This window comes from Curtobacterium sp. VKM Ac-2887 (assembly GCF_015350935.1).
GTDB lineage: Bacteria > Actinomycetota > Actinomycetes > Actinomycetales > Microbacteriaceae > Curtobacterium.
Window position 1 is genome coordinate 239,479 of record NZ_JADKSB010000003.1, and the last position, 24,622, is coordinate 264,100.

Consider the following 24,622-nt stretch of genomic DNA (forward strand, 5'->3'; position numbering starts at 1 on the left):
GCCCTCTCCCTTGCACCAAGAGTTTCCTGCAATCACATTCCGCAGGCGGTGCCACAGCAAACACCGTCTGCACGACCGACTGTATAACGAAGCGGTAACGGCGCGCTAGCCTCCCGCTGCGTCGTTCGCTGCGAGTTCACCAAGAGCGACCGATCAGGATCAGAAGAGGTCGGGTGAGGGCGTCGAGGCGTAGCGCACGGCCACGTCGGCGTGCCGGTCGAACCGGTAGCCCACACCGCGGACGGTGCGGACGATCTCCTCGAACGCGCCGAGCTTGGAGCGGAGCCGGCGCACGTGCACGTCGATGGTGCGCTCGTTCGGGGTCTCGTCCTCGCCGTCCGACCACAGGCCGTCGATGATGGCCGAGCGGTCCACGGTCTGGCCCTCGCGCAGCACCAGGAACTGCAGGAGTTCGAACTCCTTGTAGGTCAGGGGCGCTGCGTCGCCGTCGAGCGTGACGCGCTTGCGGGAGATGTCGATGACGACACCGGTCTCCTCCGGCTCGGGCTTCTCGGCCTGCTTGCGGGCGGCGACCGCGGACCGGTCCTGCAGGGCCAGGCGGACGACGTCGACGTCACGGCCACCGGACTGCTCCGCGGCGACGGCGACGGCCGCGTAGGTCTCCGAGTTCGGCACCAGCTGCGCGGTCAGTGCCTTCAGCTGCTCGACGACGGCTGCGAGCGTCGTGCCGGCCGCTGCCGCCTTCGCCTCGTCGATCCCGACGTAGAGCGCGAAGCCACGGGCCTCGGTGCCCTCGGGCAGGGAGCGGTTGCGCTGCGGTGCGACGACCGGGCTGGTCGGCACGCTCGTCTGCCCGGTCGTGGCCGGCGTCGCGGGACGCGGACGGATCGGGGTGACCGTCCCGAGGTCGGTCGGCGCCGGAGCGGCGGTGCGGAGCGCGGTGCGGGGCTGGGCGATGGTGAGCGACATGGTGGTTCTCCGGGCGATGTGGCCGGTGCGCGTGTGGCGCTGGCGGCGGTGTCGAATGCGTCGACCCGGGTACGGCTGGATGCCGATGTGCCCTGCGGTCCTGCTGCGGACCGGGGCGGACCCGGGGGAACGGGAGACAGACCTCGTGACGTGGTGCGCGTCGCCGACGGTGTCCGTCACCCGGGGATCACACGCTCGCGACCGGGGTGGTGTCGCGGGGGATCCGGCTGGAACGGGTGCCGATCAGGCACACATTCGACAACGCATGACGGCGACCGGCATCATCATGCCGGCAGTCCCCTGGACCTCGGAGAGGACGCGGGTGGACACGGTTGCAGTCATGGGACGAGTATCGGCGGTATACCAAGGTGGTGTCAACCGTCCGAGCAGACGGTGCGTTCCGCGCACCGGTGGCGGTGGACCGGGCTGACGGACGACGGGAGGCCCGTGGCGGTGTCGCCACGGGCCTCCCGTCGATCGTCGGTGACGTCGACTGCCTACTCGGCCAGACCGTAGAGGCGGTCGCCGGCGTCGCCGAGACCGGGGACGATGTACCCGTTCTCGTCGAGCTTCTCGTCGAGGGCACCGAGGACGATCGAGACGTTGCGGTCGCCGACGGCCTCTTCGACCATGGCGAGCCCCTCCGGCGCACCGAGGATGCACACGCAGGTGATCTCCTCGGCACCGCGGGCGAACAGGAAGTCGATGGCAGCGGCGAGGGTCCCGCCGGTGGCCAGCATCGGGTCGAGCACGAAGCACTGACGGCCGGACAGGTCGTCGGGCAGGCGCTCGGCGTAGGTCTGCGGCTCGAGCGTCTCCTCGTTGCGGGCCATGCCGAGGAACCCGACCTCGGCCGTCGGCACGAGCTTGACCATCCCTTCGAGCATGCCGAGGCCGGCACGCAGGATCGGGACGACGAGCGGACGCGGCTTGGCGATCGAGACGCCCATGGTGTGCGCCACGGGGGTGTCGATGGGCGTCGCGGTGACCCGGACGTTCCGCGTGGCTTCGTACGCGAGGAGCGTGACGAGCTCTTCGGTCAGGGCGCGGAACGTGGGGGAGGGTGTGGTCCGGTCGCGGAGCACCGAGAGCTTGTGGGTGATGAGCGGGTGGTCGGCGACGTGGACTCGCATAGGGTCGAGCCTACCGTGCTGCCGACCACCTGGAGGTCCCGTGGAAGCGCCCGCTGCCCGTCCGTTCGTCCCGGCGATGGAGCGCGCGCTCGACGAGGCCCGGGCCTGCGTGGCGACCGGCGACGTGCCCGTGGGGGCGGTGGTGCTCGACCGCGACGGCGTCGTCGTCGCCGTCGGCCGGAACGAGCGCGAGGCGCTGCAGGACCCGACCGCCCACGCCGAGGTACTGGCGCTCCGCGCGGCCGCTGCGGTCACGGGGGACTGGCACCTCGACGAGCACACGCTCGTCGTGACCCTCGAGCCGTGCCCGATGTGCGCCGGGGCGATCCTGGCCGCACGTGTGCCGCGGGTCGTGTTCGGTGCCTGGGACCCGAAGGCGGGCGCGACCGGCAGCGTCTACGACATCGCCAGGGACCGCCGGCTGCCGCACCGTTCCGAGGTCGTCGGCGGCGTGCTCGAACGCGAGTGCGCCGCGCTGCTCGACGCGTTCTTCGCCGGACGGCGCTGAGCCGGGCGCCGCTCAGTCAGCGGTGAGGATGACGATCGCCTCGGTCGGCGGGCGCGGACCGGTGCGGAGCACGTCGGGCTCGACGTAGATGACCCGGGCGATCGGCACCGCGGAGCGCACCCGCTGCTCGACCGTGTCGATGCCCGCGGCGACGTCCCCCAGGCGGCGGTCGCCGTCGACGGCGACCTTCACGCCGACCATCAGCTCGTCCGGACCCAGGTACAGGGTCTTGATGTGGATGATCGAGTCGACCTCCGGGCCGTCGAGCACCGCGTGCTTGATCCGCTCGACGTCGGCGGCGGTCGCGCCTTCCCCGACGAGGAGGCTCTTCGTCTCGATGCCCAGGACGACCGCGACGGCGATGAGCAGTGCGGCGATGAAGATCGTGCCGATCGCGTCGAAGACGCCGTTGCCGGTGATCGCGGTCAGCCCGACGCCGAAGAGTGCGAACACCAGGCCGAGCAGTGCCGCGGTGTCCTCGAGCATGACGACGGGCAGCTCCGGGGCCTTGGCGCGGCGGACGAACTGGACCCAGCTGAGCGTGCCCTTCTGCGGCCGGGCCTCCTTCAGTGCGGTGCGGAGCGAGAAGCCCTCGAGCCCGATCGCGATGACGAGCACGACGAGCGGCAGCCACCAGTTCTCGAGCGGGTGCGGGTGGGCGAGCTTCTCGATGCCCTCGTAGAGCGAGAAGACGCCGCCGACGGAGAACAGGATGATCGAGACGACGAAGGCGTAGACGTAGCGCTCGCGGCCGTAGCCGAACGGGTGCTCCTCGTCGGCAGCGCGGCGCGCCCGGCGACCACCGAGCAGCAGGAGGAGCTGGTTCGCGGAGTCGGCCAGGGAGTGCACGCCCTCGGCCAGCATCGACGCGGACCCGCTGATCGCCGCCGCGACGAACTTCACGATCGCGATGCCGACGTTCGCACCGAGTGCGGCGAGGATCGCCTTCGTGCCTCCTGAAGCGCTCACAGCTGTCCCCTTCTCCCGATCTGGAAGACGATCCTAGGCGAGACCGGTCGGTAGGGTCGGGAGCATGACGATCGACCTGCCCCGTACCGCCCTGCTCGGCGTCGGCTCCATGTCCGGCTCGGTCCTCGACGGCCTGCTCGCCGCCGGACTCGACCCGGCGACCGTGACCCTCACGACGAAGTCCGAGGCGTCGGCGGCCGCCCACCGGGAGCGCGGGCTCGACGCCACCGCGAGCGACACCGACCCCGACGCGAACCGCTCGGCCGTCCGTGGCGCGGCACTCGTCGTCGTCGGTGTGAAGCCGTACGTGATCGCGGACCTGCTCGACGAGGTCGCCGCCGACCTGGAGCCCGGTGTGGTGCTGGTCAGCGTCGCGGTCGGCACCACCACCGCGAGCATGGAGGCGCGGGTGCCGGCCGGGGTCCGCGTCGTCCGGGCGCTGCCGAACACGCCGATCGGCGTCGGCCACGGCGTCACCGGGATCAGCGCCGGGGCATCGGCGGACGCCGAGGCCGTCGCGCTCGCGTCGTCGGTGTTCACGGCGTCAGGACGGGTGCTCGAGGTGCCCGAGGCGCAGCTCGACGCCCTGTCGGCGGTGTCCGGCTCGGGCCCGGCCTACGTCTTCCTGCTCGTCGAGGAGTGGCAGCGTGCCGCCGAGGCGCTCGGCTTCGCCCCCGAACAGGCGGCCGCGATGGTGCAGGGCACGCTCCGGGGTGCCGTCGAGCTGCTCGACCGGTCGGATCGCGGACCCGCAGACCTGCGGCGTGCCGTCACGAGCCCGAAGGGCACCACCGAGCGGGCCGTCGCGGTGCTGCAGGACGCCGACCTCGCTGACACGTTCCTGCGCGCGTCGCGCGCGGCGATCGCGCGTGCGGAGGAGATCGCGGCGTCGTAGACGCGTCCGGGACTACTCGTAGGCGGCGAAGCGCTCCAGGTCCGTCTCGGAACCCGAGACGATGATCACGTCGTTCTCGCCGATGATGCTCTCCGGGGTCGCCGGCACGAACGGGCTGCCCGGCGGCTTGATGCCGAGCACCGTCAGGCCGAACCGCGTGCGGATCACCGTGGTCGCGAGGTCCTTGCCGCGCACCGCCCGCGGCGGGAACATCTTCACCACCGCGAAGTCGTCGTCGAACTCGATGAAGTCGAGCATGCGTCCGGACACCAGGTGCGCCGTGCGCTCGCCGGCCTCGCGCTCCGGGTAGACGACGTGGTTCGCGCCGATGCGGGACAGGATCGTGCCGTGCGACCGGCTGATGGCCTTCGCCCAGATCTGCGGGATGCCGAGGTCGACCAGGTTCGCGGTGATCAGCACGCTCGACTCCAGGTCGCTGCCCGTGCCGACGACCGCGATCGCGAAGTCCTGCGCACCGATCTGGCGCAGGGCGTCGATGTCGGTCGCATCGGCCTGCACGGCGTGCGTGACCCGGTCCGACCACTTCTGCACCAGGCCCGGGTCGGTGTCGACGACCAGCACCTCGCGGTCCTGCCGTTCGAGCTGACCGGCGGTGGCGGCGCCGAACCGGCCGAGGCCGATGACGAGCACGGGTGCGTCGTGACTGATCGCACCCATCGGGTGCGGGGGACGGGTTCGGTCAGCCAACGATCGGCCTCTCCTCGGGACGGCGGAACAGTTGCCGGCTCTGACTCGCGGCCAGGGCTGCGGCGATGGTCACTGTACCGACCCGGCCGAGGAACATGGTGGCGGCCAGGACGTACTTGCCGGACTCGGGCAGGTTCGCGGACACACCCGAGGACAGCCCACTGGTCGAGAACGCCGAGATCACCTCGAACAGGACACGGTCGAGCGAATCGTCCGTGATCTGCAGGAGCACCACGGTCGCGACAGCCACGATCGTCGCCCCCCAGAGCACGATGGCGACCGCGACCCGCAGCACGTCGCTCGGGATGCGGCGGCCGAACGCCTCCATGCTCTGCCGGCCCCGGGCCTCGGCGACCGCGGCGAGGAACAGCACGGCGAGCGTCGTGACCTTGATGCCGCCGGCGGTCGAGGCCGACCCGCCGCCGATGAACATGAGCATGTCGGTGACGAGCAGGCTCGAGCCGTTCAGCTGGTCGAAGTCGACGAGCGAGAAGCCACCGGACCGGGTCATCGTCGACAGGAAGAGGGCCTGGAACGCGGTCCGTCCCGCGCCTTCCTCGCCGAAGGTCGTCGGGTTCGACGCCTCGAGCGCGGTGTAGACGATCGCACCGCCGATGAGCAGGACGGCGCTCGTGGCCAGCGTGAGCTTGACGTGGATGGGCCAGCGGCGCGGCGTGCGGAGCTGCTTCGTCAGGGTGCGGATGACCGGGAACCCGATCGACCCCGCGACCACACCGATCATCAGGAGCGTCAGGAACCAGTAGTCGTGGGCGAACGGGTCGAGGCCGTCCGCGTTCGGCGAGAAGCCCGTGTTCGTGAACGCCATGGCGGCGTAGTAGAAGGAGTCGCCGACCGCGGTCCAGAACGGGATGCCGGCGATCAGCACGGACGGCAGCAGCAACAGGCCGAGGACGATCTCGATCGACAGGGTGCTCACGGCGACCGTCGCGAGCAGGGTGCCGACCTCGCCGAGGCGGACGGCCTGCCCCTCGGGGACCGCCCCGTGGTGGGTGCGGAGCGGGTTCGAGTCGCCAGCGGCCATCAGCTTCGCGCGGAGCCCGAGCTTGCGGGTCACGAAGAGCCCGAGGATCGACGCGAAGGTCAGGACGCCCACCGCACCGATCTGCGTCCCGATCACCACGAGGACCTTGCCGAACACCGACCAGTGCGTGGCCATGTCGACGGTCGCGAGGCCCGTGACGCAGACCACCGAGGCCGCCGTGAACAGCGCGTCGGAGAAGTGCGTGCCGGTCCCGTCGGCCGCCGCCCACGGGGTCATGAACAGCGTCGTGAACACGAAGATGAGGGCGACGAAGACCAGGATCGCCAGACGCGACGGCGACGAGCGCAGGACCGTCGCGATCCGTCCGCCCCGCCGTCGGGTGACGGCCGCGTGCCGCAGGTGCGGCTCGGTACGGTCGAGCATCGTATGCCTCCGAGGACATGGGCCGGGACGGTTCGTCATGGTACATCCGTGGTGCCCCGGCTAGCCTTGCCCGCATGGCCGACATCTTCTCCGTCGTGGCGGACCCCACGAGGCGCGAGCTGCTCGGGACCCTCCTCGCCGCGTACGGATCGGACGTCACCGGCGGGGAACTCAGCGTCGGGCAACTGGTCGAACGACTGGGCGTCAGCCAGCCGACGGTGTCGAAGCACCTCCGGGTCCTGCGCGACATCGGACTCGTCACCAGCCGTGAAGAAGGGCAGCACCGCTTCTACCGGCTCGACCCGGAACCGCTCGTGTCGCTGGAGGACTGGGTCCTGCCGTTCACCGGCGCGGTCGACGCCGACGGCATGCCCGCGACCACGGCCTGGACCCCCGACGGTCAGCCCGTGTCCGTCCGCCGCAACGGTGCTGCCGGCAAGACCACCGTCGAGGTCGGGACCGAGCTCGGGCGTGTCATGGCCGAGGCGTCCTACCGGGCCACCGCGGCGATCTCCGGTGCGCAGCAGGGCTGGGAGCGTGTCGTCGACCGCAGTCGCAAGCGCTTCACCCGCCGCGGCGACGAAGACTGAGCCTGGACACTGGGTCGCACGCGCCTCTACAGTTGCCAGTGACCACACAGGTCACACCAAACCCGTGCGCGGATCGCGTGCGAGCCACCGAAGGCGGATCATGACCGGCAGTTTCGACGACGTGCGCTTCCTCACCGTCGCTGAGGTCGCCGAGATGATGCGTGTCTCGAAGATGACCGTGTACCGCATGGTCCACGCCGGTGAGCTCCCCGCCATCCGTTTCGGCCGGTCCTTCCGTGTCCCCGAGTCAGCCGTCGCCGACGTGCTGCGCGGCGGCATCGCAGACGTCGGCTGAGCGCACACCCGTCCGTTCCGGGCGCGTTCGACATCGCGTCAGCCCTCCGGTACACTCGGCCGGGTTGATTTTCCGCGGTCTCGACGGCCCGGTGTCCGATACATCAGCACAGTCCGAGCGAGGTCCACATGGGTTCTGTCATCAAGAAGCGTCGCAAGCGCATGGCGAAGAAGAAGCACCGCAAGCTGCTTCGCAAGACGCGCCACCAGCGTCGCAACAAGAAGTAGGCCCCGAGCCTGCAGCGTCAAGCCCCGGTTCGCCGGGGCTTTCGCATTCCCCAGGGGACGCGGACCGCGGGCTACGCTGGAGCCATGCCCGCAGTGACGTTCCTGACGAAGCCCGGATGCCACCTCTGCGACGATGCACGGCCCGTGGTCGAACGCGTCGTCGCCGAACACCCCGGCGTCACCCTGCAGGAACGCTCGATCCTCGACGACGACGCCCTCCGCCAGGAGTACGCGGAGGACATCCCCGTCGTGCTGGTCGACGGGCGCGTCCACAGCAACTGGCACGTCGACGCCGACCGGCTCGCACGTGCCCTCGAGAAGGCCGGTTCCCCCGCATGATCTCCCACGTCGTCGCCTGGACCCTGCGCGAAGACCTCGACCGCGCCGCGACCATCGCCCGGATCCGCGAACTCCTGACCGGCCTGACCGGCACCATCGGGTCGATCCGTTCGCTCGAGGTCGTCGAGAACGTCGCCTACCCGGAGAAGAACAGCGACGTCGCCGTCGTCGCGTCGTTCGACGACCTCGCCGGACTCGACGAGTACCAGGTGCACCCGGACCACCAGGCTGCCGCAGCCGAGATCCGTGGACTGGTCACGGGGCGGGCTGCCATCGACTGGCAGAGCTGAGCCGGGCCTCCCGTCCCGCCCCCGGTGCTGCGTGCGCTGCGGCGCTTCGTGAGCAGGAATGGTCGCCTCCCGTATCGGGAGGCGACCATTTCTGCTCACCATGTGCGCTCGCGCGGGGCGCCGCGCGATGTGACTACGGGGTCAGGCGCGTCGGTCCACGGAAGAGGTACGTGACCTCGCGGATGGACGGCTCACCCAACATGAGCATGAGCACGCGCGCAAGGCCCATGCCGAACCCACCGTGCGGCGGCACGCCGTAGCGGAAGAAGTCGAGGTACCAGCCGAGCTCCTCGGGGTCGAGGCCCTTCTCGACGGCCTGCGCCTCGAGCACGTCGACGCGGTGCTCGCGCTGTGCGCCCGTGGAGATCTCCGCGCCGTTGAAGATGAGGTCGTAGCTGTTCGTGAGCGAGGGGTCGCCCGGCTTGCGCATGTGGTAGTACGGCCGGATCGAGGCGTCGTACTCGGTGACGAACACGAACTCCGAACCGTGGTGCTCCTTCGCCCAGGCGGCAACGCGGCGCTCACCCTCGGGGTCCAGGTCGCCGTCGGCGCGGACGACGTCGTGGCCGCTGTCGGCCACGATCTTCCGGGCCTCGGCCAGGGTCACGCGGGGGAACGGCGTCGCGGGGACCTGCAGCTCGAAGCCGAAGACCTCTTCGATGTCCTTGCCGTACTTCTCCTTGACCGCGGTGATGCCGGCGACCAGGACTTCTTCGTGCATCGCCATGACGTCTTCGTGGGACTCGATCCACGAGAACTCAGCGTCGACGCTCGTGAACTCGGTCGCGTGGCGGCTCGTGAAGGAGGGGTCCGCGCGGAACGCGTCGGCGATCTCGAACACGGCGCCGAAGCCGGCCGGCTGGGCCATCTGCTTGAAGTTCTGCGGCGACTGCGCCAGGTAGGCGGTCGTCTCGAAGTACTCGAGCTGGAAGAGCTCGGCGCGCGACTCGGACGCCGACGCCATCAGCTTCGGGGTGTGGATCTCGATGTAGTCGCGGTCCACCCAGTAGGTGCGGAACGCGTGCTCCAGGGTCGTCTGGATGCGGAAGATGAGGTTCTGCTTGCGGTTGCGCAGGTCCAGGAAGCGCCAGTCGAGCCGCTTGTCGAGCGACGAGTCGTCGGCGATCGGGGTCTCCGGGATCGCGGCGCTCACCACCTCGAGCGTGCCGACCTTGACCTCGAGCCCGCCGAGCTTGACGCGCTCGTCGTGCTTCAGGGTGCCGGTGGCGTGGATGAAGGTGCCGTGGGCGAGGGCCGAGATCTCGGTGGTGGTGGCGAGCGCGGCCTGGGCGGCGTCGTCACCGTCCGCGGCCTCGCGCGTGGCGGGGTTCACGAGCTGGACGGCGCCGGATTCGTCGCGGAGGACGACGAACTGCACCTTCTTCTGGTCTCGGACGGTCTCGACCCATCCGGCCACGGAGACGGGGCCGTCGGGGAGGGCAGCGAGGTCGGCGATGCGGGTGCGTTCGATCACGGTGGTCGAGTCTAACCGTCTGCGTCCGGCGGCGTCGGTCCGCAGGGTGTTCCCCTCCACAGGGCGGCTCGCTTCCGGCGTCGTCCACAGGTCTGACCGGGAGGCCCGTGGGGCGTCGAGTGGGTCCGTAGCGTTCTCGACGTGGCCGGGTCGCGAGACGAGAGGGGGACCGGGTGGGGACGGGGACGGGGGAGCTCGCGACCTGGCCGCCTGCGGCGGTCGCGGTCGTGGCAGCAGCGCTGTGCACGGCGGCGTTCACGCTGCTCGCGGCGTTCGTCGGTGGGCTGTGGGCGGTCGTCCGGTGGCGGCGGGACGTCGCGCGCGAGCAGCGGGACCGGGCGTGGTCGCGCTTCGTCTGGACGGTGGACCAGACGTGCGCCGACGACATCGGTCGCGCTGAGCTCGGTCGTGCCAGCGCGAAAGCGATGTACGAAATGCAGATTCTTCGCGACGACGACGAGGCGGTGGGCAACATCGTGTTGGAACTCATCACGGGAAGAGAGGCAACGTGGACGAACACGGAGTGACGGAGCGTGATCCGGTGGTCGAGCTCTTGGAGCGTCGAGAGGCCGAGTGGCGAGAACGCATCAGGCGGAAGTACCGGTTCCGACCGAGGAAGGCGCGCCGTGTCATCTGGGAGCACGACGAGATCCGACGTCGCTTGCGCGAGTGGGACGCAGCCCACCACGAGCGCGCGCGACTCCGCGCCGAGCGCGCGCGACTCCGCGCCGAGCGTGCGCGCCCGGGGGCCACTGCGGCGGTGGGTGCCGCACGGTCAGGGGAGCGAAGCGCGGAGTGACCCCAGGGTGCCGATGAACTCCTCGGCCATGCCGGCGCGCTCGACGAGCTTGGCGTGCCGGGCCCGGGCGTCGTCGAGGTACTCGTCGAGGCGTGCAGCCAGCGCGGGCTCGTCGTCGGGGTCCTTCGCCGCCAGCGCGTCGACGACCCGCAGCAGGTCCGCCATCTCGTCGAGCGTGAACCCGAGTGGCTTCATGCGGCGGATCACGAGCAGCCGGTCCAGGTCCTGCGCGGTGTAGACCCGGAACCCGCCCGTGGTGCGGCCGCTCGGCACGAGCAGCCCGACCTCGTCGTAGTGGCGGATCGTCCGCAGGGACATGCCGGCACGGTCCGCCAGCTCGCCGATGTGCATCGTGTCCGGGGTGTCGGTGGCGCTCACGGTGCACAACTCTACCCTCACGTGAGGGTAGAGTTCCGATCGATGTCCGTGATCACACACGCGCCGGCGGCCCCGAGCGTCCTCACCGCCCTCCGCTCCCCCCGCATGCTCACCCGCGAGGTCCTCGCCGGTGTCGTCACCGCGCTCGCGCTCATCCCCGAGGCGATCTCGTTCTCCGTCGTCGCCGGGGTCGACCCCGCGGTCGGCCTGTTCTCGAGCGTCATCATCGCCGTCGTCATCTCGATCGTCGGCGGCCGTCCGGCGATGGTGTCCGCCGCGGCCGGTTCGGTGGCCCTGGTCATCGCGCCGCTCGTCCGCGAACACGGCATCGAGTACCTCGTGCCCGCGATCGTCCTCGGTGGCCTGTTCCAGCTCGTGCTCGGGTTCCTCGGGGTCGCGCGCCTGATGCGCTTCATCCCGCGCAGCGTCAACGTGGCGTTCGTCAACGCGTTGGCCATCCTCATCTTCACCGCGCAGCTGCCCAACCTGCTCGGCCCCGACGTCCCGTTCGTCGTCTGGCCGCTCACCGCCCTCGGCATCGCGATCATCGTCGGCTTCCCGTTCCTGACCAAGGCGGTCCCCGCGCCGCTCATCGCGGTCGTCGTGATCACCGGCATCACCATGCTCTTCAGCGTCGTCGTCCCCACGGTCGGCGACGAGGGCGAACTGCCCACCGCACTGCCCGGGTTCAACGGCATCGTCACCCCGTTCTCCTTCGAGACGCTGCAGATCATCGCGCCGTACGCGTTCGGCGTCGCGATCGTCGGCCTCATCGAGACCCTGTTGACCGCGCAGCTCGTCGACTCCATCACCGAGACCGGCTCGAGCAAGTGGCGGGAGTCCTGGGGGCAGGGCGTCGCCAACATCGCGTCGGCGTTCTTCGGCGGGACGGGTGGTTGCGCGATGATCGGCCAGACGGTCATCAACGTGAAGACCGCGGGCGCACGGACCCGGATCTCGACCTTCGTCGCCGGTGCTTCCGTACTCGTCCTGACGATCGTGCTGCACGACCTCGTGGCCGAGATCCCGATGGCCGCGCTGACCGCCGTGATGCTCATGGTGTGCGTGGCGACCTTCGACTGGCACAGCATCCGTCCGCGAACCCTGCGGCGGATGCCCCTCGGGGAGACCGCCGTCATGCTCATCACCGTCGTGGTGGTCGTCGTGACCGAGAACCTCGCGACCGGCGTGCTCGTCGGGGTCGTCGTCGCAGCACTGGTCTTCGCTCGCCGGGCGGCGCACGTCGTCACCGTCGTCCGCGAGCCGGTCGACGAGCACACCGTGCGGTACCGGGTGCGCGGCGCCCTGTTCTTCGCGTCGTCGAACGACCTCGTCACGCGGTTCTCCTACGCCGAGGACCCGGAGCACGTGGTCATCGACCTGTCCGACGCGCACGTCTTCGACGCCTCGACGGTCGCGGCGCTGGACGGCGTCGAGCAGCGGTTCGCCAAGCACGGGTCCACGGTCGAGGTCGTGGGCCTCAACACCGGGTCGGTGGCCATCCACGGGCGGTTGTCGGGCGAGCTCGGCTGAGCGCTTCCGCATCCGGTGAATCGGCTGTGGGGCCGGTGAGCACCGGAGGGCGACCTACACTGGAACCCATGCCCGCCACCCGACTCCACCTCGTCCGGCACGGTGAGGTGCACAACCCCGACCGCGTCCTGTACGGGCGGCTCCCGGGCTTCGGACTGAGTGACCTCGGCAAGCAGATGGCCCTTGCCTCGGCGACCGCGTGGAAGGACGCCGGTGTCGACGTGCGCCGGATCGTCGCCTCGCCGCTGCAGCGCACGCAGGAGTCCGCGGCGCCGTGGTCGGCCGCGTACGGGCTCGACGTCACGCTGGACGAGCGCCTCATCGAGCCGACGAACCGGTACGAGGGGCAGCCCCCGGGCTTCACGAAGCGTTCGCTCGGCCGTCCGGCGGAGTGGCCCTGGATCGCGAACCCGTTCCGGCCGAGCTGGGGCGAGGCGTACGAGTCGATCGCGAACCGTATGCTCGCCGCGATGACCACGGCGTGGGAGAGCGTGGACGGCGGCGACGTCGTCCTGGTCAGCCACCAGCTGCCGATCTGGACGGTCCACCGGAAGCTCGCGGGGGAGTCGCTCTGGCACGACCCACGCAAGCGCCGCTGCGACCTGTCGAGCATCACGACCGTCGAACGGGTGCCCGCCACGTCGACCGGTCGGTTCACCGAGGTCGGGTACACGGATCCCGCGCAGGAGCTGCGCGCGACCGCCATCGACGAAGGAGCAGTGTGAGCGTCATCAGCAAGCGGTTCGCGGTCCTCGCAGCGACGGCGGTCGCCGCGGCGCTCGTCCTGTCCGGGTGCTCGTCGGACAACGGTGGCCTCGCCAAGCAGTACGGCAACGGCACCACCCAGAACTACATCTCCGGCGACGGCGCGGTGACCGAGGTCACCGCCGACAAGCGGTCCGACGCGGTCGACTTCGAGGCGAAGGACTCCGACGGCGACACCGTCTCGTCGAAGGACCTCAAGGGCAAGGTCGTCGTCCTGAACTTCTGGTACGCGAGCTGCCCGCCGTGCCGCGCCGAGGCGAAGTACCTCAACGAGGTGCACGAGTCCTACGCCGGTGCCGACGACGTCGCGTTCATCGGCGTCAACGTCCGCGACGAGGCAGCGACCGCAGCCGCTTTCGAGCGCACCTTCGGCGTCGACTACCCGACCGTCCTCGACCAGAAGACCGGCACGATGCAGCTCGCCCTGTCCGGTCAGATCGCCCCGAACGCCGTGCCGGCCACGATCGTCCTCGACACCAAGGGCCGTGTGGCTGCCCGGGTGCTCGGCGCCGTCGACGGCACGAGCATCCTGAAGACCCTGATCAGCGACGAAGTCGACGCCGGCAAGGCATCCTGACCCGTGGCCTCCAACCCCTTCGCCGAGGCGATCCTCAGCGGCCAGATGGCCGTCGCGCTGCCCGTGGCGGCGCTCGCGGGGCTCGTCTCGTTCCTGTCGCCGTGCGTGCTCCCGCTCGTGCCCGGCTACCTCGGGTACGTCGGTGGGATCGCCGAGGGCGGGCAGCGCCGCGGGCGGGTCGTGCTCGGCGTGCTCCTGTTCATCCTCGGCTTCACGGCGGTCTTCGTCGCGTACACGACGGTGTTCGGCGCGCTCGGGTTCTGGCTCGTGCGCTGGCGCGACCTCATCACGCAGATCCTGGGCGTCGTCGTCATCGCGATGGGGCTGGTGTTCGTCGGCCGGTTCACGTTCATGCAGCGCACCATCAAGCCGAGCTGGACGCCCGCGACCGGACTCGTCGGCGCCCCGCTGCTCGGCATCGTGTTCGGCCTCGGCTGGACCCCGTGCCTCGGCCCGACCCTCGCCGCCATCAACCTGCTCAGCGTGCAGTCGGGCAGTGCCTGGCAGGGCATGTGGCTCGGCGTCGCGTACTGCCTGGGCCTCGGCATCCCGTTCGTCCTCGTCGCCCTCGGCGCCGGCTGGGCGACCGGTGCGATCCGCGCCGTGAAGCGGCACATGCGCACCGTCAACATCATCGGAGGAGCGATCCTGATCGTCATCGGTCTGCTCATGGTCACCGGAATCTGGTCGGCCGTCATGTCGAGCGTTGGGGCGGTGATCCAGAGCTTTGTCCCCGCGGTCTGATCCCGAAACCGAAGCGACGGGCGCCGACACCGCGTCGGACCCGCAGCGACCGTCCGACCACGTCGACGGCTCCGGACCCGGCGACGCCGGCATCAACCAGCCGAAGCTCGGCTTCGTCGGCACCCTCCGGTTCTTCTGGCGACAGCTCACGAGCATGCGCACCGCGCTGTTCCTGCTCATGCTGCTCGCCCTCGCGGCGATCCCGGGCTCGCTCGTGCCGCAGCGCACCGCCGACCCGAACGGTGTCGTCCAGTACAAGGCCGACCACGCCACGCTCTACCCGATCCTCGACAAGCTGCAGGTCTTCGACACCTACACGTCGGTGTGGTTCTCGGCGATCTACCTCCTGCTGTTCGTCTCCCTGATCGGCTGCATCGTGCCGCGCACGAAGCACCACTGGCAGGCGCTCCGCACCCGTCCGCCCCGGACCCCCGTCCGCCTGACGCGACTGGCGGGCTTCCGCACCGTGGCGGTGCAGCCCGACGCGATGATCGACGGCACCACCGGGATCGACGTGACCACGGGCCTCCCGTCCAGCGAGCACGCGGTCACGCGCGCGATGACGATCCTGAAGCGCTCCGGGTACCGCGTCGAGCGCTTCGGCGACTCGGTGAGCGCGGAGCGCGGCTACCTGCGCGAGACCGGCAACCTGGTGTTCCACGCGGCGCTCGTCGGTGTCCTGCTGGCCGTCGGTGTCGGCGGCGGGTTCGGGTTCACCGGCCAGCGGCTGCTGGTCGAGGGGCAGACGTTCTCGAACGTCCTCGGCTCCTACGACTCGTTCAACCCGGGTCGCTGGTTCCAGCAGACCGACCTCAAGGGCTACAACCTGACGCTCGACAAGTTCGTCACGAAGTACGAGGAGCGCAACCTCGACGCCCTCGGCCAGGCGCTCGACTACTCGGCGACCGTGACGAGCAAGGAGAAGGGCGGCGAGTCGACGACCAGCCGCCTGGGCGTGAACGACCCGCTGCACGTGGGCGGCACCAACGTCTACCTGCTCGGCAACGGCTACGCGATGAACGTCACGGTGCGCGACGGCGAGGGCAACGTGGCGTTCCAGGACGTCGTGCCGTTCCTGCCCGAGGACGCCAACTACACGTCCACCGGCGTCATCAAGGTGCCGGACGCGCTGCCGGACCAGCTCGGCATGGTCGGGTTCTTCTACCCGACGGCGTCGAAGCTCGCCTCGGGTGCGTACACGAGCGCCTACCCGGACACGCAGAACCCGCTGCTGACGCTGCAGGTCTACACCGGCGACCTCGGCCTCGACAGCGGCGTGCCGCAGAGCGTCTACACGCTCGACACCAAGGGCCTCACGCAGATCGCCGGCCGTCAGTCCGACACGGCGAGCATCGCGCTCGAGCCCGGGCAGACCAAGAAGCTGCCGAACGGTGCCGGGTCGATCACCTTCGACGGCGTCAAGCGCTACGTGTCGCTCGACGTGCACCACGACCCGTCGCAGGCGTGGGTCGCCGCCTTCGCGCTGCTCTCGACGCTCGGGCTGCTCACGTCGCTCTTCGTCCCGCGCCGACGCGTGTGGGTGAAGGTCGTCCCCCGCAAGGGCGCAGAGCACGGCGAGTACGACTTGGAGTACGCGGGCCTCGCCCGCGGTGAGGACCCCAACCTCGAACGGGCCGTCGCGGACATCGCACAGCGCCACACGTCGGACCTCGGAGTTAGGATGCCCCAGTGAACGACATGACCACGAACCTCGCGACCTACTCGGTCGTGCTGACGTACTCCGCGATGGCGGTCTACGTCGTCGCGTTCATCTCGTTCGCGCTGGACATGGCGAAACGCTCCGGCGAGGTGACGGCAGCGGCGAAGAACGCTGGTGCGGACTCGGACGACGCTGCGGCGACCGCCTCGGTGGGCGCGGCCCGCTCGGCGAAGACCGTCGCCACCGTCCGGGGCGGCACCGTCGTGCTCGAACCGGTCGCGGCACCCCCGGCGAACGCTGGCGGCTCGGCCGCGCGCGGCACGAAGTTCGAGCGGGTCGGCATGGCCATGACGATCCTCGCGCTGGTGCTGCACGTCGCATCGGTGGTCCTGCGCGGCATCGCGGCCGACCGTGTGCCGTGGGGCAACATGTTCGAGTTCTCGCTCACCGGCACGGCGCTCATCACGCTCATCTTCCTGCTCGTGCAGTTCTGGCAGAACCTGAAGTTCCTCGGCGTCTTCATCACCGGGCTGACGATCATCCTGCTCGGCATCGCGACGGTGAACTACTGGGTCCCCGTCGTGCCGCTGCAGCCGGCGCTGCAGTCGTACTGGCTCGTCATCCACGTCTTCGTGGCGATCGCCGGCACCGGGTTCTTCGCGCTCGGTGCGGGGCTCGCGGTGGCGCAGCTCGTGCAGACGTACCGCCAGGGCCGGACCGCCTCGGGCAAGCTCCGCTTCATGGCGACCCTGCCGGACGCCGACCGCCTCGAGGTCCTGACCTACCGCGTCCTGCTCGTCGGCTTCGTCCTCTGGACCTTCACCCTGATCGCCGGTGCGGTCTGGGCGGAGCGTGCCTGGGGCCGGTACTGGGGTTGGGACACCAAGGAGGTCTGGACCTTCATCATCTGGGTCGTCTACGCCGGGTACATCCACGCCCGTGCGACCCGCGGCTGGCGCGGTGCGCGGTCGTCGTGGCTGGCGCTCATCGGCTTCGCCGCCGTGATGTTCAACTTCTCGGTCGTGAACGTCTTCTTCAAGGGCCTGCACAGCTACTCGGGCCTGTGAGCGACGCGCGTCACTGACGCGGCTCTGGTCGCGACCAGGACCGGACGGGAGGCACGGTGCCAGCTGGCACCGTGCCTCCCGTCCATCGTCCGGTCGCGTGCAGGGCCGGGAAGACGGGTCTACGCGGCGGCCAGTACGGCGTGCACCCGCGCCACCCGCGCGAGCCACCACGCCGTGCGCTCCGGCGACGCGGCGTTCCGGTCGAGCAGGTCCGCCGACACCGCGACCCGTCGCACCGGCACGCGGCCCCCGACCGGCAGGAGCGGGTCCGCGGTGACGTCGGACGCGAACATCGCGGCGGTCCCGAGCCCGGCTGCGTACCCCGGGGACATCGCAGCCGCGGCGAGGAACGCGCCCATGCCGAGCCCCACCGAGGTGTCGAGCGCGCTGGAGACCACGCACGGCAACCCGGCCTGGGCGATGACCGTACGCGCCGCGGTGATGCCCCCGAGCGGTTGCGCCTTGACGACCAGGACGTCAGCCGCTCCGGCTCGTGCGACGGCGAGGGGGTCAGCGGCCTTGCGAACGCTCTCGTCCGCGGCGATCCGCACCCCGAGGCCGTCGATCCGTGCCCGCAGCGCGGCGAGCTCCGGCACGGTCCGACAGGGCTGCTCGGCGTACTGCAGGTCGAAGGGGGCAAGGCGTTCGAGCGCCTCGGTGGCCTGGTTGACGCTCCACAGTCCGTTGGCGTCCACCCGGACGGCGGCCGCAGGGCCCATCACCCGTCGGACCTCAGCGACCCGGGCGACGTCGTCGTCGACGGTGGTGCCGGGTTCGGCGACCTTGACCTTGGCGGTGGTGCACCCGGGGTAGCGCGCGAGCAGTGCGGCGACCTGCTCCGGGGCGATCGCCGGCACCGTGGCGTTCACCGGCACCGAGTCGGCGGCGGCCTCGTGCTCGGTCCAGCCGAAGTCGATCGCGCCCCGGAGCCACGCGGCGGCCTCGGTGTCGTCGTACTCGACGAAGGGTGAGAACTCGGTCCAGCCCGAGGGGCCGCGGAGGACCAGCGCCTCGCGCGTGGTGATGCCGCGGAACCGCACCCGCATGGGCAGGGCGACCACGTGCGCGTCGGCGGTGAGTTCGGCGAGGTCGGGGAGCACGTCGGCCATCCTCCCACCGCACCCAGGGCACCTGCCGGTTCCTCGGAGGGGACCGCCAGGGCAGGGCATTAGCATGCATCGGTCGGCCCCGGTCGGCACTGGTCACGACCCGGATCGAACCGTCCGGAACGAGGGAGGCGCGGTGGCGCGGGAACCGCAGCAGCGTGCGCAGCGCCCCGGTCGCGACACCGACGAGTTCGCGCGGCTCATGCAGCAGAACACCGTCGACGTCCGCCAGACGGCGGGTCGGAAGCGCCGCAGCCCGATCGTCGGCAAGATCGCCCTCGGCCTCGCGGTGGTGTCCGCCGCGGTGGACGCCAGCGCCTTCGCGGTCTTCATGGGCGGTGACACCGAGTTCGCGTTCGGGATCTGCTTCGTCGTGGTCTTCCTGACGCTCATCGCGGCGGTGCTCGGCTTCGTCGCGGCCGTCGGCGGCCTCGGCCGGTGGTACGGGGCGATCGGTGTCGTGGTGGCCTTCTTCGCCAACCCGGTGATCCTCATCGTGATCCTGGTGTTCGTCGCACCCGAGGTCCTGACCGGCATGGGCGCCTGACCGGCGGCGGTACGTTGGAGGCATGGCTGCTCCCGTCTCCGACCTGTTCGACCCCGACGTCTGGACCGCGGCTCCGATCGCGGAGCAGTTCACGGACATCACGTACCACAAGCACGTCTCGAAGGGGATCGTCCGGGTCGCGTTCGACCGGCCCGAGGTGCGGAACGCCTTCCGTCCTCGCACCGTCGACGAGCTCTACCGGGCGCTCGACGACGCCCGCCAGGACCCCCGCGTCGGCGTCGTCCTGCTGACCGGCAACGGCCCGAGCCCGAAGGACGGCGGCTGGGCGTTCTGCTCCGGCGGCGACCAGCGCATCCGGGGGCGCAGCGGCTACCAGTACGTCGGCGACGAGGGTGCGCCGCCCGAAGGAGTCGACCCCGCGGCCGCGCAGGCGTCGATGGGACGACTGCACATCCTCGAGGTGCAGCGCCTGATCCGCATGATGCCCAAAGTCGTCATCGCCGTCGTCCCCGGTTGGGCAGCCGGCGGCGGGCACTCGCTGCACGCGATCTGCGACCTGACCATCGCGAGCGCCGAGCACGGCAGGTTCAAGCAGACCGACGCCGACGTCGGGTCGTTCGACGGCGGGTACGGCAGCGCCTACTACGCCAAGCAGATCGGCCAGAAGTTCGCGCGCGAGGTCTTCTTCCTCGCGCAGGAGTACTCGGCGCAGCGTGCGTACGAGATGGGTGCGGTGAACGCGGTCGTCCCGCACGAGGACCTCGAGCGCGAGGCGATCCGCTGGGGTGAGATCGTCCTCGGCAAGTCCCCGACGGCGATCCGGATGCTCAAGTACGCGTTCAACGCCGTCGACGACGGGATGGTCGGCCAGCAGGTCTTCGCGGGCGAGGCGACGCGGCTCGCCTACGGCACCGACGAGGCCGTCGAGGGCCGCGACTCGTTCCTCGAGAAGCGCGCCCCCGAGTGGACGTCGTTCCCGTGGCACTACTGAGCCCGGCGGTGCCGGCATGACCCGTCCGCTGGTCGCGCTGGGCACGTCGGATCCGCTGGCGGTGCTCCGCGGTCTGGAGGCAGCGCTCGCCGGCGGCCCCGCGCTGCTCCCCGTCGCCGAGGGGGCGCCGGCGTTGCCGACCCCGCCACCTGCAGACGTCCGGCAGCGGGTCGCCCTGGTGGTCGAGACGAGCGGTTCCACCGGCACCGGCAAGCGCGTGGCCCTCTCGTCCGAGGCGCTCCTCGCCGGTGCCGCAGCGGCGGACGCAGCGCTCGGCGGACCGGGCAGCTGGGTGCTGGCGCTGCCCACGCACTACATCGCGGGCCTCAACGTCCTGACCCGCTCGATCGCCGCGGGGACGACGCCGGTCGTCGTGGCACCGGGGCACTTCGACGCCACGGCGTTCGCGGACGCCGCGGACCAGCTCGTCACCGGCCCTGCGGCTCCGCGTCGCTACACGTCGCTCGTCCCCGTGCAGCTCGCCCGCGTGCTCGACGACGACCGCGCGACGGCTGCGTTGGGAAGGTTCGACGCGGTCCTCGTCGGCGGGCAGGCGACCCCGGCGGCGCTCCGCGAGCGAGCGGTCGCCGCGGGTGTGCGCATCGTGACGACCTACGGCGCCAGCGAGACGAGCGGCGGCTGCGTGTACGACGGCGCGCCGTTCGGGACCGTCCGCACCGCGGTGGTGGACGACGAGCTCCAGTTGGCGGGTCCGATGCTCGCCGAGGGGTACGTCGGCGACGAGGACCGCACGGCTGCGACCTTCGTCGAGCGCGACGGCCTGCGCTGGTACCGCACGGGGGACACCGCCACGGTGTCGGACGGGGTGGTCCGGGTGCTCGGACGCCTCGACGACGTGGTGATCTCCGGCGGCGAGAAGGTCCGGCTCGGCGCGGTGGAGCGGCTCGTGCGCGACCTGCCCGACCAGCACGGTGCAGTCGTCACCCGACGGGCCTCGGGGGAGTGGGGCGAAGTACCGGTCGTCGTCACCGAGCAGCCGCTCGACCTCGACACCGTCCGGTCCCACGTGGGCGACGCCCTCGGCCGAGCCGCACGTCCGGCCGCGGTGGTGGTGGTCGACCGGCTGCCGATGCTCGCGTCCGGCAAGCCCGACCGGCGGGCGATCCAGGACCTCGCGGCACGGTAGGTGCGCTCGACGGCACCGCGGTGCAGTGTGACGCGGCGCGGATAGGATCGGTGGTCGTGGCACGAACGAAGAACACGACGCACAAGCAGGGCCGCTCGGGCAACCCGGCGAAGGCTGCGACCCCGGTCCGCTCGAAGCGCCGGGCGACCGCGCGGGACTGGATCGGCGGGGCACGGCTCCGCACGCTGACGCTCGGCGTCGTCCCCGTGGTGCTCGGCACCACCGTGGGCTTCGTCGACAGCGGCACCACGGGCGACTTCGGTGCGTTCCTGGCGCAGGACGGGCACCTCGCCATCGCGCTGCTCGCCCTGGCGGTGGCACTGTTCCTGCAGATCGGCGTGAACTACAGCAACGACTACTCCGACGGGGTCCGCGGCACCGACGAGTACCGCGTCGGCCCGGCTCGACTGACGGGGGCCGGCCTCGCGAAGCCCCGGACGGTGCTGACCGTCGCGCTGACGTTCTTCGGGCTGGCTGCCGTCGCCGGGATCGTCATCGTGGTGCTCACCCAGCTGTGGTGGCTGCTGCTCGTCGGCGCCGCCGCCATCGTCGCCGCGTGGTTCTACACCGGCGGCAAGAAGCCCTACGGCTACAACGCGCTCGGCGAGGTCTTCGTCTTCGTGTTCTTCGGCCTCGTCGCCGTGCTCGGCACCCAGTACGTGCTCATCGGCCAGGCCACCACGAGCGGGTGGGCCGCCGCGGTCGCCGCCGGGTTCTTCGCCTGCGCGGTCCTGATGGTGAACAACATCCGCGACATCGACGAGGACCGTCTCGCCGGCAAGCGCACCCTGGCCGTCGTCGTCGGACGACCGGTGGCACGGGTGCTGTACGGCCTGTTCCTGCTGCTGCCGTACGTCGTGCTGCTCTGGTTCGTCCTGCTCTACTTCCGCACGGGCTTCACGTACTTCTCGCTGCTGCTGGCCCTGCCGGCGCTCGCGATCGGGGTGTCGTCGCGCAAGCCCCGTGAACTCATCACGGCACTGCAGCTGTCGTCGTTCGCCTCGCTGGTCTTCGGCGTCGTGCTCGGCATCACGCTCGCCGTCCAGCCGTAGGACTCCGCCGGACTACTCCGCGTCGGTGTCCCGGCGCGCGGCGTGCCGGTCGGCGTCCGACACCGGGCGCACGGTCGGCGTGTCCGCGGCGTCGGTGTCCGCCGCGTCGACGAAGTCGTCCTCGAAGTCGGTGTCCGCATCGCGCTCCGGGCCACCGCGGCGGTTCGCCAGGCTCAGGGCGACCTTGGTGCGGAGTCCGGCGAGCGCGATGTAGGACACCAGCAGCCCGACGAGGGCGGCGATGATCGTCGCCCAGTACCAGGGCATCGGGGTCAGGAGCCGGAGGAGCAAGAGCGCCGCCGCGAAGATGCCGAGCCGGGCCAGGGTGTACAGGAGCCACGCTTTCACCCTGCGAGTCTACGGACGGCCGACCGGCAGGGTCGTCACAGGCTCGCGACCTAGACTCCTGGGCATGGTCCGCTTGTGGTTGATCGTCGTCGTCGCCGCTGTCGCCTTCACGGTGTACGCGGCCATCGACTGCGCGACGATGCCCCGCGAACGTGTCCGATCCCTCAGGCGCGGTGTCTGGATCCTCCTCGTGATCGTCCTCCCCGTCCTCGGTGGGGTGCTCTGGTTCCTGCTCGGCCGCTCGCCGGCGTCCCCGGGCACGACCGCCCGGTACCGTGGACCCGAAGACGACCCGGACTTCCTCGGCACCACGCCCGTTCCGGGGGACACCCTCACGGACAAGGACCAGGACGACGCGACCCTCCGAGACCTCGAAGACCAGTTCCACGACCGAGACGACGACGGCCGCACCGATCGCTGACGGTCCCGCCGGATCGGGCAGTCCGGCGACGGACGCTGCCCTGACGCTGCTGCAGGAACTCGTCCGCGCCGGCGTCACCGACGTCGTCGTCAGCCCGGGCTCACGATCCCAGGCCCTGGCGCTCGCGGCCGTCGCCCTCGAGCGTGCCGGCGGCCTGACCGTCCACGTCCGGCTCGACGAGCGCACCGCCGGGTTCTTCGCCCTCGGGCTCGCGGTGGAGTCCGGTCGACCGGCCGCCGTCGTGACGACCTCGGGCACCGCCGTCGCCAACCTGCACCCTGCCGTCCTCGAAGCGCACCACTCCGGTGTGCCGATGATCGTGCTGAGCGCCGACCGGCCGGACGAGCTCCGCGGCATCGGAAGCAACCAGACCACCGTCCAGCCGGGGATGTTCGGCGACGCGGTCGCCTTCGTCCGCGACGTCGAGGCGCCCGCTGCGCACGGAGCCGACGCCTCGGTGCGTGCAGCGCTCCGCGACCTCGCCCGCCAGGCCGTCGCCGCAGCCGCCGGACACACCGGACAGCCGGGGCCGGCGCAGCTCAACGTCGCGTTCCGTGAACCCCTGTCCGCCGGCCTCGACGCCGACCGCGTGCAGGGCGTCCCCGACGACGAGGTCGAAACCGCGTTCGCCACCCGTCGTGCGCACGGCGGACTCCCGGTGGCCGAGCTGTCGCCGGACGACGAACCGGGCACGGTCGTCATCGCCGGGCACGACGCCGGCGAGGACGCCGAGCGCATCGCGTGGGAACTCGGCGCGCCCCTGCTCGCCGAGGTCTCCAGCGGCGCACGGTTCGGCCGGAACCTCGTCGTCACCTACCGCGAACTCCTGCGCGACCAGGACTTCGGCGGTGTGGTCCGTCGTGCCGTCGTGCTCGGCCACCCCACCCTCAGTCGCGAGGTCCCGGCGCTCCTGCAGCGGCAGGGGGTCGAGACGTTCGTGGTCCGCGGACACGCGGCCGATCCCTTCGACCCGGCCCGCGCCTCCCGGCCCTCCGACACCACCTTCGTGTCCGACGTCCGCGTGACGGGCCGGACCCGGCCGGAGCACCGTGCGTGGGTCGGGCGCTGGGTCGGCGCGAGCCGGCAGCTGCTCGGCGACGGTGACGCCGGACCCGACCTCGGTGCCAAGCGGTCCCCGGACCGTGCCGAGCGCAACAAGTTCCTGCGCGACGAGGTCGCCCTCCGCCGCCGACCCGTCGACCGCGCGATGCTCGCCGACGCCGTGTGGGGCGTGACGTGGCCGCACGACCGGCTCGTGTTCGGCGCCTCGCAGATCATCCGCGTCGCCGACGGGCGCGTGCTCGGCAAGAAGATCCGGGTGCACGCGAACCGTGGGCTCGCCGGCATCGACGGCACCGTGTCGACGGCCCTCGGGATCGCCGCGGCCCTCGAACAGTCGTCGGCGTCGGTCGGCACCACGCGCGTGCTGCTCGGCGACCTGACCCTGCTGCACGACCTCGGGGCGTTCGTCACCGGCACCGAGGAGCGCACGCACCGGGTCCAGGTCGTCGTCGGCAACGACCACGGCGGCGCGATCTTCCGCGGGCTCGAGGTGGCACGCACCACTCCACCGGAGGACATGCGGCGGATGATGTCGACGCCGCAGCACGTCGACGTCGAACGGGTCGTGACCGGCCTCGGCTGGGAGTACCGCCGCGCGGAGACGTGGGGCGACCTCGAGCGGGTGCTCACCGATCCGGCCGAGCGGGTCGTCATCGAGGTCCCGCTGGCCGACTGACGCG

Annotated in this window: 29 protein-coding genes; 20 read left to right on the plus strand and 9 right to left on the minus strand. The window is 71.0% G+C overall.

Features of this window, described 5'->3' with window-relative positions; all coding sequences use genetic code 11:
• Positions 1 to 159: 159 nt before the first annotated feature.
• Together ITJ69_RS05420 and upp are read right to left on the minus strand one after the other, a co-directional pair.
• Positions 160 to 930, minus strand: coding sequence for a winged helix-turn-helix domain-containing protein (locus ITJ69_RS05420; protein WP_123292081.1), 771 nt, complete (start codon positions 928 to 930; stop codon positions 160 to 162).
• A gap of 497 nt (positions 931 to 1,427) precedes the next feature.
• Complete coding sequence (gene upp / locus ITJ69_RS05425; RefSeq protein WP_111084293.1) at positions 1,428 to 2,063, minus strand: uracil phosphoribosyltransferase; 636 nt, start codon at positions 2,061 to 2,063, stop codon at positions 1,428 to 1,430.
• A 76-nt stretch (positions 2,064 to 2,139) separates the two neighbouring features.
• Between upp and ITJ69_RS05430 the strand changes: the two genes are divergently transcribed.
• The gene (locus tag ITJ69_RS05430; RefSeq protein ID WP_194672245.1) at positions 2,140 to 2,571 is read left to right on the plus strand and encodes a nucleoside deaminase; all 432 of its coding nucleotides are present in this window, start codon (positions 2,140 to 2,142) and stop codon (positions 2,569 to 2,571) included.
• Positions 2,572 to 2,583: 12 nt separating this feature from the next.
• Here the strand turns inward: ITJ69_RS05430 and ITJ69_RS05435 are convergent, their stop codons facing one another.
• On the minus strand, positions 2,584 to 3,540 hold the full coding sequence (locus ITJ69_RS05435) for a cation diffusion facilitator family transporter (RefSeq protein WP_194672211.1): 957 nt from the start codon (positions 3,538 to 3,540) through the stop codon (positions 2,584 to 2,586).
• 64 nt (positions 3,541 to 3,604) lie between these two features.
• Here ITJ69_RS05435 and proC point away from each other — a divergent pair, with 64 nt between their 5' ends.
• On the plus strand, positions 3,605 to 4,435 hold the full coding sequence (gene proC / locus ITJ69_RS05440; RefSeq protein ID WP_194672212.1) for a pyrroline-5-carboxylate reductase: 831 nt from the start codon (positions 3,605 to 3,607) through the stop codon (positions 4,433 to 4,435).
• 12 nt (positions 4,436 to 4,447) lie between these two features.
• On the opposite strand, the gene ITJ69_RS05445 is transcribed toward proC, so the two are convergent.
• Together ITJ69_RS05445 and ITJ69_RS05450 are read right to left on the minus strand one after the other, a co-directional pair.
• Positions 4,448 to 5,113: a potassium channel family protein gene (locus ITJ69_RS05445; RefSeq protein ID WP_111084290.1), complete on the minus strand. Its 666-nt coding sequence runs from the start codon at positions 5,111 to 5,113 to the stop codon at positions 4,448 to 4,450.
• A 22-nt stretch (positions 5,114 to 5,135) separates the two neighbouring features.
• Positions 5,136 to 6,569: a TrkH family potassium uptake protein gene (locus ITJ69_RS05450; RefSeq protein ID WP_131921759.1), complete on the minus strand. Its 1,434-nt coding sequence runs from the start codon at positions 6,567 to 6,569 to the stop codon at positions 5,136 to 5,138.
• A gap of 74 nt (positions 6,570 to 6,643) precedes the next feature.
• Between ITJ69_RS05450 and ITJ69_RS05455 the strand changes: the two genes are divergently transcribed.
• The 5 genes from ITJ69_RS05455 (at position 6,644) to ITJ69_RS05475 (ending at position 8,310) form a co-directional block, all read left to right on the plus strand.
• Positions 6,644 to 7,159 carry an ArsR/SmtB family transcription factor gene (locus ITJ69_RS05455; protein WP_123292085.1) on the plus strand — a complete coding sequence of 172 codons (516 nt, stop codon included), beginning with the start codon at positions 6,644 to 6,646 and terminating at the stop codon, positions 7,157 to 7,159.
• A 100-nt stretch (positions 7,160 to 7,259) separates the two neighbouring features.
• Positions 7,260 to 7,454 (plus strand): helix-turn-helix domain-containing protein, encoded by a 195-nt coding sequence (locus ITJ69_RS05460; RefSeq protein ID WP_022902482.1) that lies wholly within the window; start codon positions 7,260 to 7,262, stop codon positions 7,452 to 7,454.
• A gap of 128 nt (positions 7,455 to 7,582) precedes the next feature.
• Positions 7,583 to 7,681 carry a 30S ribosomal protein bS22 gene (locus ITJ69_RS05465; protein ID WP_003792170.1) on the plus strand — a complete coding sequence of 33 codons (99 nt, stop codon included), beginning with the start codon at positions 7,583 to 7,585 and terminating at the stop codon, positions 7,679 to 7,681.
• 84 nt (positions 7,682 to 7,765) lie between these two features.
• Positions 7,766 to 8,020 (plus strand): glutaredoxin family protein, encoded by a 255-nt coding sequence (locus ITJ69_RS05470; protein WP_123338836.1) that lies wholly within the window; start codon positions 7,766 to 7,768, stop codon positions 8,018 to 8,020.
• Positions 8,017 to 8,310: a Dabb family protein gene (locus ITJ69_RS05475; RefSeq protein ID WP_123292087.1), complete on the plus strand. Its 294-nt coding sequence runs from the start codon at positions 8,017 to 8,019 to the stop codon at positions 8,308 to 8,310. Before ITJ69_RS05470 ends, ITJ69_RS05475 begins: the two co-directional genes overlap by 4 nt.
• Positions 8,311 to 8,443: 133 nt before the next feature.
• Here the strand turns inward: ITJ69_RS05475 and aspS are convergent, their stop codons facing one another.
• Positions 8,444 to 9,784, minus strand: a complete 1,341-nt coding sequence (gene aspS / locus ITJ69_RS05480) for an aspartate--tRNA(Asn) ligase (protein WP_131845711.1) — start codon at positions 9,782 to 9,784, stop codon at positions 8,444 to 8,446.
• Positions 9,785 to 9,957: 173 nt separating this feature from the next.
• Between aspS and ITJ69_RS05485 the strand changes: the two genes are divergently transcribed.
• Entirely contained in the window at positions 9,958 to 10,311 is a 354-nt protein-coding gene (locus tag ITJ69_RS05485) for a hypothetical protein (RefSeq protein ID WP_131845710.1), read from the plus strand.
• A 248-nt stretch (positions 10,312 to 10,559) separates the two neighbouring features.
• On the opposite strand, the gene ITJ69_RS05490 is transcribed toward ITJ69_RS05485, so the two are convergent.
• Complete coding sequence (locus tag ITJ69_RS05490) at positions 10,560 to 10,934, minus strand: MerR family transcriptional regulator (RefSeq protein ID WP_111084475.1); 375 nt, start codon at positions 10,932 to 10,934, stop codon at positions 10,560 to 10,562.
• Positions 10,935 to 11,003: 69 nt separating this feature from the next.
• On the opposite strand from ITJ69_RS05490, the gene ITJ69_RS05495 reads away from it, so the two are divergent.
• The 6 genes from ITJ69_RS05495 to ccsB all read left to right on the plus strand — a co-directional run bounded on the left by ITJ69_RS05495 (position 11,004) and on the right by ccsB (position 17,307).
• The gene (locus ITJ69_RS05495) at positions 11,004 to 12,494 is read left to right on the plus strand and encodes a SulP family inorganic anion transporter (protein ID WP_194672213.1); all 1,491 of its coding nucleotides are present in this window, start codon (positions 11,004 to 11,006) and stop codon (positions 12,492 to 12,494) included.
• A 68-nt stretch (positions 12,495 to 12,562) separates the two neighbouring features.
• Positions 12,563 to 13,219: a histidine phosphatase family protein gene (locus ITJ69_RS05500; RefSeq protein ID WP_123292091.1), complete on the plus strand. Its 657-nt coding sequence runs from the start codon at positions 12,563 to 12,565 to the stop codon at positions 13,217 to 13,219.
• Positions 13,216 to 13,836: a TlpA family protein disulfide reductase gene (locus ITJ69_RS05505; protein ID WP_123339052.1), complete on the plus strand. Its 621-nt coding sequence runs from the start codon at positions 13,216 to 13,218 to the stop codon at positions 13,834 to 13,836. The genes ITJ69_RS05500 and ITJ69_RS05505 overlap by 4 nt, the downstream gene beginning before the upstream one ends.
• Positions 13,837 to 13,881: 45 nt before the next feature.
• Positions 13,882 to 14,580, plus strand: a complete 699-nt coding sequence (locus ITJ69_RS05510) for a cytochrome c biogenesis CcdA family protein (RefSeq protein WP_123292336.1) — start codon at positions 13,882 to 13,884, stop codon at positions 14,578 to 14,580.
• A complete protein-coding gene (gene resB, locus ITJ69_RS05515; RefSeq protein ID WP_216834452.1) occupies positions 14,564 to 16,273 on the plus strand; it encodes a cytochrome c biogenesis protein ResB in 1,710 nt (569 codons plus the stop codon). Before ITJ69_RS05510 ends, resB begins: the two co-directional genes overlap by 17 nt.
• A gap of 5 nt (positions 16,274 to 16,278) precedes the next feature.
• Complete coding sequence (ccsB, locus tag ITJ69_RS05520; protein ID WP_194672246.1) at positions 16,279 to 17,307, plus strand: c-type cytochrome biogenesis protein CcsB; 1,029 nt, start codon at positions 16,279 to 16,281, stop codon at positions 17,305 to 17,307.
• A 119-nt stretch (positions 17,308 to 17,426) separates the two neighbouring features.
• Here ccsB and ITJ69_RS05525 read toward each other — a convergent pair whose 3' ends face one another.
• Positions 17,427 to 18,416 (minus strand): o-succinylbenzoate synthase, encoded by a 990-nt coding sequence (locus ITJ69_RS05525; protein ID WP_194672214.1) that lies wholly within the window; start codon positions 18,414 to 18,416, stop codon positions 17,427 to 17,429.
• A gap of 133 nt (positions 18,417 to 18,549) precedes the next feature.
• Between ITJ69_RS05525 and ITJ69_RS05530 the strand changes: the two genes are divergently transcribed.
• Genes ITJ69_RS05530 through ITJ69_RS05545 form a run of 4 tightly spaced genes read left to right on the plus strand, consistent with a single transcriptional unit; the run spans position 18,550 to position 22,111 of the window.
• Positions 18,550 to 18,960: a hypothetical protein gene (locus ITJ69_RS05530; RefSeq protein ID WP_123292094.1), complete on the plus strand. Its 411-nt coding sequence runs from the start codon at positions 18,550 to 18,552 to the stop codon at positions 18,958 to 18,960.
• A 22-nt stretch (positions 18,961 to 18,982) separates the two neighbouring features.
• Positions 18,983 to 19,912, plus strand: coding sequence for a 1,4-dihydroxy-2-naphthoyl-CoA synthase (locus tag ITJ69_RS05535; protein ID WP_111084280.1), 930 nt, complete (start codon positions 18,983 to 18,985; stop codon positions 19,910 to 19,912).
• A 16-nt stretch (positions 19,913 to 19,928) separates the two neighbouring features.
• The gene (locus ITJ69_RS05540) at positions 19,929 to 21,059 is read left to right on the plus strand and encodes an AMP-binding protein (protein WP_194672215.1); all 1,131 of its coding nucleotides are present in this window, start codon (positions 19,929 to 19,931) and stop codon (positions 21,057 to 21,059) included.
• A 50-nt stretch (positions 21,060 to 21,109) separates the two neighbouring features.
• Complete coding sequence (locus ITJ69_RS05545) at positions 21,110 to 22,111, plus strand: 1,4-dihydroxy-2-naphthoate polyprenyltransferase (protein ID WP_123339055.1); 1,002 nt, start codon at positions 21,110 to 21,112, stop codon at positions 22,109 to 22,111.
• Between the two features lie 12 nt (positions 22,112 to 22,123).
• On the opposite strand, the gene ITJ69_RS05550 is transcribed toward ITJ69_RS05545, so the two are convergent.
• Positions 22,124 to 22,459, minus strand: coding sequence for a DUF4229 domain-containing protein (locus ITJ69_RS05550; protein WP_194672216.1), 336 nt, complete (start codon positions 22,457 to 22,459; stop codon positions 22,124 to 22,126).
• Between the two features lie 64 nt (positions 22,460 to 22,523).
• Between ITJ69_RS05550 and ITJ69_RS05555 the strand changes: the two genes are divergently transcribed.
• Positions 22,524 to 22,880, plus strand: coding sequence for a PLD nuclease N-terminal domain-containing protein (locus tag ITJ69_RS05555; RefSeq protein WP_131921755.1), 357 nt, complete (start codon positions 22,524 to 22,526; stop codon positions 22,878 to 22,880).
• A gap of 49 nt (positions 22,881 to 22,929) precedes the next feature.
• Positions 22,930 to 24,618, plus strand: coding sequence for a 2-succinyl-5-enolpyruvyl-6-hydroxy-3-cyclohexene-1-carboxylic-acid synthase (gene menD, locus ITJ69_RS05560; RefSeq protein ID WP_323742998.1), 1,689 nt, complete (start codon positions 22,930 to 22,932; stop codon positions 24,616 to 24,618).
• The last annotated feature ends 4 nt before the right edge of the window (positions 24,619 to 24,622 follow it).

What these genes read in the sequence shown, in the direction of transcription:
- ITJ69_RS05495 (WP_194672213.1), top strand. Translation starts at nt 11,004, where the DNA reads ATGTCCGTGATCACACACGCGCCGGCGGCCCCGAGCGTCCTCACCGCC.
- ITJ69_RS05525 (WP_194672214.1), bottom strand. Translation starts at nt 18,416, where the DNA reads ATGGCCGACGTGCTCCCCGACCTCGCCGAACTCACCGCCGACGCGCAC.
- ITJ69_RS05450 (WP_131921759.1), bottom strand. Translation starts at nt 6,569, where the DNA reads ATGCTCGACCGTACCGAGCCGCACCTGCGGCACGCGGCCGTCACCCGA.
- ITJ69_RS05430 (WP_194672245.1), top strand. Translation starts at nt 2,140, where the DNA reads ATGGAGCGCGCGCTCGACGAGGCCCGGGCCTGCGTGGCGACCGGCGAC.
- ITJ69_RS05465 (WP_003792170.1), top strand. Translation starts at nt 7,583, where the DNA reads ATGGGTTCTGTCATCAAGAAGCGTCGCAAGCGCATGGCGAAGAAGAAG.
- ITJ69_RS05490 (WP_111084475.1), bottom strand. Translation starts at nt 10,934, where the DNA reads ATGCACATCGGCGAGCTGGCGGACCGTGCCGGCATGTCCCTGCGGACG.
- upp (WP_111084293.1), bottom strand. Translation starts at nt 2,063, where the DNA reads ATGCGAGTCCACGTCGCCGACCACCCGCTCATCACCCACAAGCTCTCG.
- ITJ69_RS05500 (WP_123292091.1), top strand. Translation starts at nt 12,563, where the DNA reads ATGCCCGCCACCCGACTCCACCTCGTCCGGCACGGTGAGGTGCACAAC.
- ITJ69_RS05470 (WP_123338836.1), top strand. Translation starts at nt 7,766, where the DNA reads ATGCCCGCAGTGACGTTCCTGACGAAGCCCGGATGCCACCTCTGCGAC.
- ITJ69_RS05555 (WP_131921755.1), top strand. Translation starts at nt 22,524, where the DNA reads ATGGTCCGCTTGTGGTTGATCGTCGTCGTCGCCGCTGTCGCCTTCACG.
- ITJ69_RS05540 (WP_194672215.1), top strand. Translation starts at nt 19,929, where the DNA reads ATGACCCGTCCGCTGGTCGCGCTGGGCACGTCGGATCCGCTGGCGGTG.
- ITJ69_RS05475 (WP_123292087.1), top strand. Translation starts at nt 8,017, where the DNA reads ATGATCTCCCACGTCGTCGCCTGGACCCTGCGCGAAGACCTCGACCGC.
- ITJ69_RS05455 (WP_123292085.1), top strand. Translation starts at nt 6,644, where the DNA reads ATGGCCGACATCTTCTCCGTCGTGGCGGACCCCACGAGGCGCGAGCTG.
- ITJ69_RS05420 (WP_123292081.1), bottom strand. Translation starts at nt 930, where the DNA reads ATGTCGCTCACCATCGCCCAGCCCCGCACCGCGCTCCGCACCGCCGCT.
- ITJ69_RS05535 (WP_111084280.1), top strand. Translation starts at nt 18,983, where the DNA reads ATGGCTGCTCCCGTCTCCGACCTGTTCGACCCCGACGTCTGGACCGCG.
- ITJ69_RS05445 (WP_111084290.1), bottom strand. Translation starts at nt 5,113, where the DNA reads ATGGGTGCGATCAGTCACGACGCACCCGTGCTCGTCATCGGCCTCGGC.
- ccsB (WP_194672246.1), top strand. Translation starts at nt 16,279, where the DNA reads ATGACCACGAACCTCGCGACCTACTCGGTCGTGCTGACGTACTCCGCG.
- proC (WP_194672212.1), top strand. Translation starts at nt 3,605, where the DNA reads ATGACGATCGACCTGCCCCGTACCGCCCTGCTCGGCGTCGGCTCCATG.
- ITJ69_RS05460 (WP_022902482.1), top strand. Translation starts at nt 7,260, where the DNA reads ATGACCGGCAGTTTCGACGACGTGCGCTTCCTCACCGTCGCTGAGGTC.
- ITJ69_RS05510 (WP_123292336.1), top strand. Translation starts at nt 13,882, where the DNA reads ATGGCCGTCGCGCTGCCCGTGGCGGCGCTCGCGGGGCTCGTCTCGTTC.